The following is a 12,573-nucleotide window of genomic DNA, read 5'->3' as shown; positions in this document are numbered from 1 at the left end:
GGCTGCGAGGAGAGTCAGGGCAGCTCTTAGACTTAGGCCTATTCCGTCACAGGAACCCCATGAGTGTTCTTTGTCTCGTCGATGACAAAGATACTATGAAGGCTACCAATACAATCAATCTTACCCAGCGTATTGAGCATGAACTGTTGATAACGCTTCATGTCGTGTGCATAAACCTTAATAAGAAAGTCATAGTCACCGCTGGTGTTATAACATTCAGTTATCTCATCAATATTCTGTACGACGTCCATAAACTCTTGGATGAGGTCTTGTGTGTGCTGTTTTAACCGAATGTTACATAGAACCATGATGCCATTTCCAACCTTATGAGAATTAACCACAGCCATATAGCGCTCTATGTAACCCTCACGTTCTAATCGTTTTTGTCGTTCGAAGACAGGCGAGGGCGAGAGATGAACACGGGCCGCCAGTTCCTTGACAGTTAGGTGGGAGTCACGCTGAAGAATCTTCAGTATCTTTCTGTCAATATCGTCTAATATCGTTGTGTTGTCCATTTTGTAAATTGCTGTTTTAGTAGAATAATATTCTGTGTAAAACCTTAATTCATGGCAAAGTTAGTATAATTTTCCGAATAAACAAGAATATTTTGAAGTCAAAAAGAATTTCTCTAACTTTGCATCCACATTCATAATGATAACAAAAAGAAAGGGTAAAAGAATATGAGCAGTGTCAGAGCAAATGCACCTTATCGTGCAGACATCGTAGGAAGTTTTCTTCGTCCAGCAGAGTTGAAGGAAGCAAGACAGAAATTCGTTGAAGGGAAGATTGATGCTTCAGCGTTGAAGGCTGTTGAGGATCGCCTCATCACCGACCTTATTGCTAAGCAGAAGGCTCACGGCTTGAAGGTAATAACTGATGGAGAGTTCCGTAGAAGCTATTGGCACTTAGACTTTATGTGGGGTTTCAATGGCATAGAGGAGATAGAACTCGACCATGGTTATCAATTCCACGGAGAGGAGACAACACGTGGTTCTATTGCTTTGTCTGGTCGTATTAGTGGTGAGAATCATCCATTTGTAGAGCACTTTAAGTTCGTAAAGCAATTCGAAGAGGAGGGTGTGACAGCCCGACAAACGATACCTGCTCCAGCCCAGTTGTTTGCAGAACTGTTCAGAGGTGATAACACAAAGAATACGTTGAAGTATTATCCTGGCGTTGACGTGCTTATTGAGGATATTGCGAAGGCCTACCGTCAGGTGATTGTCGACCTTTATGCTGCTGGATGTCATAATATTCAGTTTGATGATTGCACGTGGGGTATGGTGGTCGACAAGAACTATTGGAAAGCACATGGAGGAGACAAGAAAACACTCGACGATTTGGCTAAGAAATATCTAAAGGTGAATAACTTAGCCCTTGAAGGACGACCAAAGGAAGTTGCTTTCACCACACATATCTGTCGTGGTAATTACCATTCCACTTACGCTGCCGAAGGAGCATACGACCCTGTTGCCCCTTATGTCTTTGCGCAAGAGAACGTGGATGCATTCTATTTGGAGTATGATGATGCCCGTTCTGGAGGTTTCGAGCCGTTGAAGTATATCCCAAACGGCAAGCAGGTAGTCCTCGGACTCATCACCACGAAGCGTCCAGAACTCGAAAGCCCTGCAGAGATAGTGGCCCGAATAAGTGATGCAGAACTTTACATTCCTCATAACGACCTCTGTCTTAGTCCACAATGTGGATTTGCTTCCTGTGAGATAGGTAACAAACTCACCGAGGAAGAGCAATGGGCAAAGATAGACCTTGTGCAGGAGATTGCTGCGGAGGTGTGGGGTAAATAAGAGAAACAACCCATTTAAGTATTGATATGGAACATTGCTTCTAATACCATTTAGTAATGTTGTCTACATAATTTGTATCATAAAAGTCCATATTGAATATAAAGGCTGAACTCCATGTGAGGGGTTCAGCTTTTATAAATTTACAGACTCCCTGTAAAATCAGTAAAAAGTTAGGTTAGCGTTGTTAAGCAATATGTACCATGAAGTGTTGTCTTAATTCATTATTTTTAGGTATTGTCTTATTCTGACTAATGTTATACTTTTGCCAAAGAATTTATAACATCTTTTTGATACCCATGGAATTAGGTAAAAGAATAAAATTTAATATGAATATGAACAAGAAAATTATGTTAGTGTTAGCTGCGCTGCTAACAACTTTTGCATCGTTAAGTGCTAAAACTGCATTGATAATCGTAGCTCATGGATCGCCTATGGAGTCATGGCGCAAACCTGTATTAGCGCTTGAACCACTTGTAAAAGAGCAAGTTGAAAAAAAGAAGCTCAAAGGTATAGATATCGTAAAGGTGGCACTTATGGAATATACCGAACCTTCCGTGGCTTCTGTAGTGAAGGCATGTGAGGCAGAAGGTGCAGACACGATCTTTGCTCTTCCTGTCTTTATGGCACCATCAAGTCATACTGAAGAAGACCTTCCAAATATTCTCGGACATAAATACAATCCTTTCGTAAGAGAAGAGTTGGCAGAGGAGAACACAGAGTTGGTACATACCAAAACACCCATCATCCTTGGTCCAACTTTCTATTATAGCTACTTGTTAGAAGAGAGTATGTTAAATCGGGTACAAAGCCTTTCTAAAGACGCACCTAATGAAGCTGTAATCTTCTTGGCTCATGGTGATCCTGAACGAGATGGCTTTTGGGCAGAAGTCCTAAAGAATGTTGATAAGTACACTAAAGAACATACAAAGATTAATTATGTTGATCATGCTCTTATCGAAATGGGACATGATTTTGCCAATGAGTTGATGCCATTATTGACAAAAGCTTCAGCAAAGAAGAAGCGAATCATAGTTCAGGGTATCTATCTGACCTCTGATGTGAAGCGTATGGCTGATCGTCATAAGATGACAGATGTACAAAAAGATCTTGTTAAGAAGACAGGAGTAGACATCGTGTATAGTGCAGATGGTATTCTTCCTGCTTGTACTCCGCTTGTGGTAGATTGGATAGTAGCCCAAACAAATAAATGGGTTGAAAGCAAACGATAAATAGTTTCGATATGAAGAACCTTTTATTATGGTGTCTTTTCACGTTTCTTGGGCTCTTTATTCCTTCTCAGGAGGTAGGAGCCCAAGAAAGTAGGGTATATGGTTATGTGACGGATGCCAGTGATGAGGCACTGATTGGTGTGACCGTTCGGATCCAAGGAACTCAGATAGCAACTATTACAGATGTTAATGGTCGTTATCAATTGAATGGCGACTTTAATAAAAGTTCAGTGTTAATCTTTACTTATATCGGGTATGCTCAGAAGAAAGTCAATTATGACGGGAGAGAGAAGATAGATGTAAAGATGCAATCGTCAGAGAATAAATTGGGCGAAGTCGTGGTGAAGGCAAAGAGTAACATCAATGCTATCGACCTTCGTGCAAAGGCAGGAATCGTTGAGTCGATAGATATGAAACGTCTCAACGAGAAACCAATGATTGACATGGGGTTGGCTCTACAAGGTATGGTACCTGGATTGAACGTTATCAATACGGGAGATATTGGAAGTAAGCCACAGATCAGAATACGAGGCAATTCTTCTTTCCGTCATGGCAACACGAGTAATGAGCCGTTGTATGTCCTCGATGGAAAGATTATCTCCGCCGAGACATTCTACAATCTTAATCCACAAGACATAGCAAGTATAAAGGTTCTGAAAGATGCAGCTGCAGGTGCTTTGTATGGTGTAAAGGCTGCTAATGGTGTGTTGGAGATAAGTTCACAGCGCGGTTATAATGGAAAGATGACCCTTACCTACGGCACTGATATGGGCCTGACGATGCGTGGTAGGCGTGGCGTAAAGCTCATGGATACGGATGAAAAATTAGAGTTAGAGCGTTTGTTACAAAATCCTGCAGCTCCAGGCTATCGCTATAGTAGAGATTACTTTGAACGTTATCATGCGTCCGACCCCAATAAAGAACAATTGATAGCAGAAGGAGAAAAGCGTTTGGAAGCTTTAAGAAATATCCATACAGACTGGTTTAAGGAACTTATCCGTAATAATTTCTATCAGAAACACAACATCAGTATAAAAGGTGGAAGTGGGACTACAACTTATTTCCTCTCTGGGAACTATACCTATCAAGGCGGGCGTATAGAAGGTAATAATAAGCAACGGTTTAGTGTTCGTATGGGTTTAGACCAGCAGTTGGGGAAGATAGGATATCTGATGATTGGTGTGTCTGGTGGCTATGCTAAGAGTAAGTCGCCTAATGGATCATCATTCGACCCCACATCTTTAGTTTATAATCTTAATCCTTACGAACAAAAGACAGGTGAACTCTATTCTTATCCGAATAGAAGTTATCGTGATCTCACACAACAATATCAGAGTGATGCCTCAGATAAGAATGCGGGGGTAGACATAAACGTAACTTTAACGCCATGGCAAGGTTTTACCTTAGCTTACGTTGCTGGTTTAGATTATCTTCAGGATGATAATCATAACTTTACGCCAGCTTCTTCATTCACTGAACAAAACACTGGCGTCCCTGATAATGCGAGAGGCATATATAGTCGAATGAAAGGAACGACAATTAACCTGTCAAGTAATCTCCGAGCAACCTATAATCATGTGTTTGCAGACGTTCATGACGTTACGCTTGGTGCAAACTACGACTATTATTTGTATAATTATGATGCCGTGGGTATCACCGGATATGGAGTAGGCAATGTTGATGCCCCTTCTGCAATTAATAACTCGTTACACGGAATGCGTCAGCCTTCTGTACGAAATCCTCGTGACAAGAATGCACAGATGGGTATTGGTGTCGTGGCAGGTTATACTTATAATTCAGTCTATGATGCTTACTTCACATATAAGGCTGATGCTTCATCAATACTCCCAGCTGATAAGCGTTGGAATACGGCTTGGGCAGCAGGTTTGGGTTGGACACCAACAAATTATTCATGGTTGAAAGATAATAAGGTCCTTTCAAAATTAAATATTAAAGCATCATACGGTGTTACGGCAAATCTTAATGGTGTGACTGTTTCTAATACTGTTGGTACGTTTATGTTTGGTGAGCAGGCTTATGAGGAAAGTCGTATTTTGTCATTACTATCATTATATAATAAAGATCTGAAGGCTGAACAAAATAAGTCTACAGACTTAGGTTTAACCGTAGAGTTATTCAAGCGTATTATACTTGATGTGAACTGGTACAATCGGCGTACTGAACAAGCACTCTTAGATGTACCTATCGCAACAAGTTCGGGCTATTCCTCTCTTAAACGGAACATTGGTATCTTGCAAAATCGTGGTATAGAAATAGGATTAAATGCAAAGATTATAGATGCTTTTGATTGTCGTCTTTCTTTGGGAGGAAATATAGCTTATAATGATAATAAGGTAGTAAGCCTCTATTGGACGGATAAGCTCTATCTTGACGAACAGTCAATAGTGCCTAATTATGAGGTGGGTAAATCATACGACATGATCTATGGTTTACATTCTTTAGGCATCAACCCACTCACGGGTTATCCTGTCTTCTTGACCCCAGAAGGAGTAGAAAAGCAAGGTACGGAACCACTCACAAGGAATGATTTTATTGCTTTAGGTCATCAGACACCTCCATACTCTGGTAGCTTCTACACCAGTTTCTCTTATAAGCAATTCGATGTTGACGTGTCGTTCTACTATGTCTTTGGTGGGAAGCAACGCTTCTCTTACCAATATGTGCGTAATAGTGACAATGCAATCTACAATGCTGTGTCAGGACAAACACAGAAGATGTGGTTTAAACGAGGCGATGAATATAAGGAATACTGGACCCCATTCTATACGCAGAGTATTGCCGAGGGGAATCTTGCGCTCTATCCTAACACAAGGACGATAGGAAGTAGTGATTACATAAAACTCTCGAGCGTATCACTGCGTTACCGAGTTCCATCGAAATGGTTACAGAAGACAATTCCATTCATTCGATATGCTAATCTTGGATTACAAGGTTCTAACCTCTTTACATGGACAAGATATAAGGAGTCTGATCCTGAGAGTGGCACGCTTGCTGGTACGATGCAGCCAATATTCACGTTCAATCTCAATTTGACATTCTAATGATATAGTATGTAAGTAGAGTAGTTTTACATTTAAGACGCATGGATAATACAATATGAAACAAGGTATATTAATATTCAAAAGTGTAGTTGTAGGAGCGTGTCTGACACTGTTAACGGCTTGTAGTCTTAACATTCCACCCCAAGACCAATTCTCTGATCCAGATGCAATAACGAATGTCTCAAATGCTCGATCACTGTTGGCATCGGCCTATTCGTCTTATCCTCATCAAGAATATGAGTTTTCTTTATTGGGGAACGACTTTGTTCCCACCTCTTTGTCTATAAAAGATATCAGTTCATTGAATCTCTATAATTGGAATGATAAGGAGATAAACAAGCTTGCACCAAACCTTTGGCAAGATTATTACAATGTGATTGCACAATGTGATGGACTTCTTGGGCGTATGAATGGAGTAAAAGCAGAGAATGAAAATGAGGAGAAAGAAAAGATTGTGATAGCTGCTGAGGCTAAGACGTTGAAGGCGTTATGCTATCTACAGTTGCTAAGAATCTTTGCTCCAGCCTACGATGTTAATCCTGATGCGCCTGGGGTTATCCTAAAAACTGAACTTGGGATTGAGGATAAACAGCGTTCTTCAATACGTGAATGTGTTGCAAAGATAAAGGAATTGCTTACTGATGCCGCCTCTGTAGAGCACAGCTCTGACCGTAATGGATGGTTGTCACAAGAAGCTACACAGTATCTATTAGCTGACTTAGCCCTCTATTCAAATGATTACCAAGGGGCTATAGATGCTGGAAATAAGGTTCTTAGCAAGAGCAATGATATTTATTTCACATCAGAAGGACTTAATAGTCTGTGGTCAAAAAACAGCTATTCGGGGCGTATCTTTGCTTTTAATAATAACTCATCTTACTATGCTGGCATCCAATATAGTAGTCAGGAAGGTGATTATTTTATGGTCAATCCACAGTTGAGTTTTGTTGGGTCAGATCTCCGAAAAGCCTCGTTTGTTTATCCATTTATGATGAATGGCTCTAATAGAGAGCTTCTTGGAAAGTATAACCGATGCAATAAGCAAAATCAGTCAACGAGTTACATCAATACGATGCGGTATGCTGGAGCTTATTTTATTGTTGCTGAGGCATATTGCAGAAAGGGAGATACAGAGGCTGCTCGTAGATTAATCAATCATTATTGGCATTGTATAGGGGTTGCTGAAGCCCCATCGACGATTTCCAATCAAGAACTTCTAAACCTTATCTTAACTGATAAGCAACGTGAGTTTGTAGGTGAGGGCGTGAATTTCTTTGATCTTAAGCGTACACATGCTGCTACTTTAAAACGACAATCTCAGTGGGGGAATAGTACTACAACCAGTGTAGCGAGCGATGATTATCGTTGGACATTCCCTATTCCTGTGTCTGAATATCGATTTAACAAAGTGGAACAGAACCCTGGATGGCCTTCTAATTAATTTATATGGAACAAAAAATGAAGAAGTTACTCAATAGTTTATTAGTGTTAATGTCATTCTTTTTAGTAGCCTGCCATGAGGAGGAAATACCCACAGAAAGTATGACAAATGATGTTGAACTTACCATTCCAAGCACTGCATTATTGTCTGAAGACGACACGACAAGTGTGTCAGTGCATGCAATGATTGCTTTTGCTCCTAAAGAAAAGGTAGAAATTAAGCTTGCGTTTATTGGCAATGATGATAATATTCTACGTTTGGAAGATGAGAATGTGGTGTTTAATCCCGGGCAGAAGGAGGCTATTGTTCGTGTGAGATCGAATGGTAATCATGTCCTCTCTGTCCCTCGTACAGTTACGTTGCAAGTTGTCTCAGCTTCTACACCATCCGTGAAAGGTTTCGGGAAAGGAGTGAAAATCACTGTTAATCCTGATGCCGACATACCTGCGCTCACGCCAGCACAATTACAACTCATAGCAGATGTGAAGACAAAGTATGGTGTAGATCTTATGCGTATGATAGGAAAGATACCTGTTGAGACGACAATCACGTTTAATACAGCAGATAAGGAGACTTTCTTTAAAGGACAGGCACAGCGCACGTATAAGGGGTATAGTGTGATAACACTTGCTGATGATGCTACTGTTGATGCACCAACTTTTAAGATGGTGAGCAACCCTATGGGATTAACAACATTCCTCTATGATGTGTTAAAACGTAAGACGGTTGAAGACGAAGAATTCTTTATGCAGACTCCTTATGGTAGAGCAGCTGTGAAGGCAGCTGATTACAAAGAAGATAAAGAGACTTTTGACGTCAGCTTGGGAGGTATAACCCTCGATATGTCTACGAAGGCTATTACGTTTACAACACAAAAAGAGAATCAATATGGTGACATGATAACGGGTCTACCGTTCATCTATCATTACTCTTTATGGGAGCGTTTGCTTCAGAAGAGAGGCTCCATTGTAGAGATTGAGGAAGACGGGAAGATAGTTGGTTATACCATTGATGATGATTTCTTTATGCAGGGTGGCTCGTTAAATCCTAATAAGTTCCTTGGTATGAGCAATATAAGCAACGATGAGTTTGGTAATAATCCAAGTGATTGGGTTGCGCCTTCTGCTACACTTGACCTTCAGAAGGGGAAGCTATCGTTCCTTTTCCCATGGGACTATGCCGATGGTAATGGCTACGAACAGGTGTCTGTAGTCTATACCTTACATCCCTAAGAAGTTCTAATTGATTTATGAAGAAAATGCGAAAAGAGTCCATTCTATCTACTTTTTGGTTATTTCTTATATTCGGTCTACTATTCTCTGGTTGCGCTTTCGCACAACCTTCATTGAGTGGTGATAGACTTATCTCGCTTCCGAGAGGAACTGTTGAAGGGAAGTTGCAGAATGGATTGCGTTATATTATCTTGCCGAACGCTTTACCACGTCATTGTGTTGAGGTACGAATGGTTATGGATGTTGGCTCTTTACAGGAGGAAGACGACCAGCGTGGAGGTGCACATTTCCTTGAGCACAGTGCTTTTATAGGTACGAAACATTTCCCTAATCGTTCGCTAATTGATTATTTTGAGGGACATGGTATGAAGTTTGGGCGTGATATTAACGCCTTTACGGGGTTCGATCGCACAATCTATTGGCTTTCTTTGCCTTATTATTCTGATCACACAGAGATACTTGATAGCACCTTCTTAGCCCTTCACGATTGGCTAAATGAGATAGAGTTTGATGATGCACGTGTGAAAAAAGAACGAGGAGTCATTGTCGAAGAGCTGCGAGGCTACCAACAAAATGATGATTTCTATCGTCTAAAGATGGGGCATAATCGTTATTCTGAACGTATCCCGCTTGGAACGGAACACGATATCAATAGCATTAATAGCGACCGGTTGAAGGCTTTTTATAAGCGATGGTACAACCCCTCTCATGCTACCGTACTTATTGTTGGGCAAGTCAATGTGCCTGAAGTGGTAGAGAAACTAACTCATACGCTTGGCTCTATACCTTCAAGTCGTGATGACAAGCCTATAATTAAGTTTGATATGAGCTATGCTAAGGGTGCCAGCTGGATGCATATTGTAGACAGCATACAGTCGGAAAGCAAGTTAGAAGTAATAGTCCCACATACCACTTGTGTTCGTCGAACATTGCAAGATGTGGTTACGAAGCAACGTATGCGTATGTTGTTGCAATGCTTAGATGATCGTTTTACGACAGATGAAGTGAAGTGTAACGTTTCAAATGATTGGTATTTAGCTAATAAAGACCATTTCGTACTGTCTATTCGTGGTACGTCTACTATCGATTTAGAGCGTCAGATTAGTACTGTCTCAGCAGAGTGTCATCGTCTTTTACGTTTTGGTGTGTCACATGACGAACTACAGCAACTTGTTGCCTCACGTCTAAACCATCTCACATCTGACACTACTCAGAACCTATCGGCTAACATCTGCGACGATTTCATTGATTATATCACAGCTGGAGATCGCACCCTTTGGATGCCTTGTGAGGTGGAATGGGTACGACAACAAGTTGCGATGACGACGAGTTCCCAGCTGCAACAACTCTTAGGTGATGTTCTTAAACAAATGAGACGCAGTCGTCTGTATGCTTACACATCGGTCAAGAAAGATACAAAGGAAGGCTATCTCACAGCTAAAAAAGCTGATGAAGCATGGCGAATGGGAAAGAAACAGCAAATGAAGCCCTATCATTTCCATAGAAAAGAACAAGTAAAAGAAATGCGTGTCAAGGCTCCCATGTGTTTAGTCCAACCAGCTACTTTTATGGCGGAGAGCATTAAGAGTAAACAGCAATGGGGCGACTTAGGGATAGAAGAAGTGATATTGAAGAATGGGGTCAGGCTCATTCTCCGACCGACCATTGACGAGGACTCCGTTATCTCCCTGGCTGCAATAGGACGTGGGGGAACTGCTGACTTATCACTACCACAACAATTAAAAGTGTATGATGCTATTAGTTACGTAGATATGGGTGGTTTGTCTAAGGTTGCAAATGATAGCTTATTGTCTTATATGACCCAAGAGAGTCTTTCTATGACGGTTGGGGAAGATGCGTTCTGGCACCAGCTCTTGGCTTCCTCACCTTCCAATAAAGCTACAGAACTATTCAACTTGGTTTATCAGAAGATGTATTTCCCAGGTATCAACCGTGAGGACTTTAAGGAGACTGTAGCTGCAGAGATTGAAGACTTAGGCAAAGAGACCATACTCGACAAGATGCTTTCACATGATATCGACCGTTTAATGACAATGACCATAGATTCGTTGGTAGGCAATTCAGTTGATAATAGCAGGAGCTACCTTACTAAATCGGTCTTGGAGACATTGGATATTGACACACTTACAAACTATTATAAACGTTTGTTTGGCGATCCTTCACGGCTCACGATAGTGTTGACTGGCAATTTCTCTATGAGAGAAGTGTTGCCAAAGGCTATTGCGACGTTTGCCCAGATGCCTAAACAAACGATGCCTTTACCGCTGAACAATACGCCTTTCAGGGTTGGTAAAGAGATGTTTACGAAGGGTTTTGATGGTGGTAATGACCATCAAACACTTGTCAACTACGTTTTTGCTGGTAATTACTCTCCTTCACTCCGTAATTCTCTGTGCTTGAAACTGATACGTGATGTGTTGCAAGACAGGTTATTGAAGGTGTTACGTGAAAGGGAGAATCTGGTCTATTCACCTTTTGTAGACCTTTATTATAATGGTGTGCCACAGCAGAAATATGAGTTTCTGATTACTGTATCGATGAAGGACGGCAACCAGCAACGAATAGAATATTTGTTGCAAGACATCATAAACCAGCTAAAGACGACACCTATCACAGCCTCAGAGCTTAATAAGATGAAACGCTCATTCCTCGTCACGAAAGATAAGGTGCTTAACGATAAGGCACCTTCTGAATGGAAAACAGCTTTGATGTCACTTATTAAAAATGGCGAATCATTGCACGACTTCGAACATTATTCGATGTGTCTTAACGAGATCACACCTAAGACATTACAAGAGATGATCAACGAATTGATTGTTTGGAATCAAAGATATGTAGTATATAAAACACAAAAGAAATGAAGATTATAAAGAAATTACGTTTACTTGTTTGCCTCATTTGTATGCTTATGGCAACTCAGGCAATAGCACAAACACAATCGCAACCAGAGGCCTATCGCTTGTATGACAGTAAAGGAAAGTCAATAACATACGACCAGTTGATAAAGGCTATAGCAAAAGTTGATGTTGTCTTTGTAGGCGAGATCCACAACTGTGTGATAACTCACTGGCTGGAGCAGAAACTCCTTGAAAGTCTTTACAAAGTCCATGGAAAGAGCTTAAAGATGGGTATGGAGATGTTTGAAAGCGATAACCAACTCATCCTTGATGAATATCTTCACGGACAGATAACAGGTGATCGCTTTGAGGACGAGGCACGTCTCTGGCCGAATTACAGCACTGATTATGCGGGTCTAATCTCTTATGCACGCGAACATCATATCCCTGTCGTTGCTACGAATGTTCCTCGTCGTTATGCCACAGCAGTGAAAGAGCACGGTTTGGCCTATCTTGATTCGCTCTCTACGGAGGCGAAGTCGTACATGGCACCGCTCCCCATCCGTTTTCAGACGAACGAGAGTGTTGAACAAGGATTTGCACTCATGGGTGTCATGGGTAAGAATAAGGATGCCAACCCACGTCAGATTGCTGAGGCACAAGCTATCAAAGACGCTACGATGGCTTGGCGAATAGCCAAGAACCTACCATCGAAATTTATTCATTTCAATGGTAACTTCCATACTGACAACCATGATGGTATTATTCCTTATCTCTTGCAATACAAACCAGGAACAACCTATACGGTTGTGAGAGCTGTCAGACAAGAAGACATATCTCATTTAGAAGAAGACTATAAGGGTATTGCTGATTTTTATATCTGTGTACCTGAGGATATGACAACATCTTACTAATCACAAAACAGTATTGTAAAAATGCGGACGCT

The 12,573-nt window shown here is 41.0% G+C and carries 8 protein-coding genes; 7 read left to right on the top strand and 1 reads right to left on the bottom strand.

What is annotated here, in order from left to right; genetic code table 11:
* Window positions 1–38: 38 nt before the first annotated feature.
* Window positions 39–515, bottom strand: a complete 477-nt coding sequence (locus AXF23_RS00415; RefSeq protein ID WP_009011759.1) for an Lrp/AsnC family transcriptional regulator — start codon at window positions 513–515, stop codon at window positions 39–41.
* A 165-nt stretch (window positions 516–680) separates the two neighbouring features.
* Between AXF23_RS00415 and AXF23_RS00410 the strand changes: the two genes are divergently transcribed.
* From AXF23_RS00410 to AXF23_RS00380, 7 genes are all read left to right on the top strand, one after another.
* A complete protein-coding gene (locus AXF23_RS00410) occupies window positions 681–1,805 on the top strand; it encodes a 5-methyltetrahydropteroyltriglutamate--homocysteine S-methyltransferase (protein ID WP_107623910.1) in 1,125 nt (374 codons plus the stop codon).
* A 332-nt stretch (window positions 1,806–2,137) separates the two neighbouring features.
* A complete protein-coding gene (locus AXF23_RS00405; protein WP_107625747.1) occupies window positions 2,138–3,034 on the top strand; it encodes a sirohydrochlorin chelatase in 897 nt (298 codons plus the stop codon).
* Window positions 3,035–3,045: 11 nt separating this feature from the next.
* On the top strand, window positions 3,046–6,096 hold the full coding sequence (locus AXF23_RS00400; protein WP_107623909.1) for a SusC/RagA family TonB-linked outer membrane protein: 3,051 nt from the start codon (window positions 3,046–3,048) through the stop codon (window positions 6,094–6,096).
* A 55-nt stretch (window positions 6,097–6,151) separates the two neighbouring features.
* Window positions 6,152–7,537 (top strand): RagB/SusD family nutrient uptake outer membrane protein, encoded by a 1,386-nt coding sequence (locus AXF23_RS00395; protein WP_107623908.1) that lies wholly within the window; start codon window positions 6,152–6,154, stop codon window positions 7,535–7,537.
* Window positions 7,538–7,554: 17 nt separating this feature from the next.
* Window positions 7,555–8,769, top strand: coding sequence for a DUF4929 family protein (locus AXF23_RS00390; RefSeq protein WP_233251204.1), 1,215 nt, complete (start codon window positions 7,555–7,557; stop codon window positions 8,767–8,769).
* 26 nt (window positions 8,770–8,795) lie between these two features.
* Window positions 8,796–11,651, top strand: coding sequence for a M16 family metallopeptidase (locus AXF23_RS00385; RefSeq protein ID WP_107625746.1), 2,856 nt, complete (start codon window positions 8,796–8,798; stop codon window positions 11,649–11,651).
* Window positions 11,648–12,541, top strand: a complete 894-nt coding sequence (locus AXF23_RS00380; protein ID WP_107623906.1) for a ChaN family lipoprotein — start codon at window positions 11,648–11,650, stop codon at window positions 12,539–12,541. The genes AXF23_RS00385 and AXF23_RS00380 overlap by 4 nt, the downstream gene beginning before the upstream one ends.
* The last annotated feature ends 32 nt before the right edge of the window (window positions 12,542–12,573 follow it).

This window comes from Prevotella sp. oral taxon 313 (assembly GCF_003043935.1).
In the GTDB taxonomy this organism is placed as follows: Bacteria; Bacteroidota; Bacteroidia; order Bacteroidales; family Bacteroidaceae; genus Prevotella; species Prevotella jejuni.
This window is presented reverse-complemented; position numbering and strand designations above follow the sequence as displayed.

Excerpts from the sequence above, each read along its gene's own strand:
- AXF23_RS00415 (WP_009011759.1), bottom strand. The coding sequence starts at position 515 with ATGGACAACACAACGATATTAGACGATATTGACAGAAAGATACTGAAG.
- AXF23_RS00410 (WP_107623910.1), top strand. The coding sequence starts at position 681 with ATGAGCAGTGTCAGAGCAAATGCACCTTATCGTGCAGACATCGTAGGA.
- AXF23_RS00405 (WP_107625747.1), top strand. The coding sequence starts at position 2,138 with ATGAACAAGAAAATTATGTTAGTGTTAGCTGCGCTGCTAACAACTTTT.
- AXF23_RS00385 (WP_107625746.1), top strand. The coding sequence starts at position 8,796 with ATGCGAAAAGAGTCCATTCTATCTACTTTTTGGTTATTTCTTATATTC.
- AXF23_RS00400 (WP_107623909.1), top strand. The coding sequence starts at position 3,046 with ATGAAGAACCTTTTATTATGGTGTCTTTTCACGTTTCTTGGGCTCTTT.
- AXF23_RS00380 (WP_107623906.1), top strand. The coding sequence starts at position 11,648 with ATGAAGATTATAAAGAAATTACGTTTACTTGTTTGCCTCATTTGTATG.
- AXF23_RS00395 (WP_107623908.1), top strand. The coding sequence starts at position 6,152 with ATGAAACAAGGTATATTAATATTCAAAAGTGTAGTTGTAGGAGCGTGT.
- AXF23_RS00390 (WP_233251204.1), top strand. The coding sequence starts at position 7,555 with ATGAAGAAGTTACTCAATAGTTTATTAGTGTTAATGTCATTCTTTTTA.